Origin of the sequence: Streptococcus sp. OH4692_COT-348, assembly GCF_003859975.1 — a bacterium.
In the GTDB taxonomy this organism is placed as follows: domain Bacteria; phylum Bacillota; class Bacilli; order Lactobacillales; family Streptococcaceae; genus Streptococcus.
The window spans coordinates 1-327 of sequence record NZ_RQZB01000073.1 but is presented as its reverse complement, the minus strand read 5'-3'; the positions used below and the strand labels follow the sequence as shown (position 1 = coordinate 327).

The 327-nt window shown below is 33.9% G+C and carries 1 protein-coding gene; it reads left to right on the top strand.

The genetic code is table 11. From position 1 onward, the window contains the following. Nucleotides 1–327, top strand: a 327-nt coding sequence (locus EII37_RS10945; RefSeq protein WP_185696016.1) for an HK97 family phage prohead protease, incomplete at both ends; no start/stop codon positions are given.

The following is a 327-nucleotide window of genomic DNA, read 5'->3' as shown; positions in this document are numbered from 1 at the left end:
GCAAAAGTTTACTATGATTTGGATTCTAATAAATACCTGACTGACTTCGCGCTTTACGACAATGCACCAAACATTAATAAGGCTGTGGAAAATGGCGCTTTTGACTCACTATCAATTGCCTATTATATTACAGATTATGAGTTTAATGAAAATGACGCTCTAGTTGTAAATAAAGCACAGTTTAAAGAGATTTCTCTTGTTTCAGTACCAGCAGACCCTAACGCAAAATTTATTCAAAATGCATTAGGAGAAGAACTCACAGAAGAACGTAACAAAATTATTGAAAGCCGAAACGCTTTGAAAGAAATTGAGGACATCAAAAAGAAA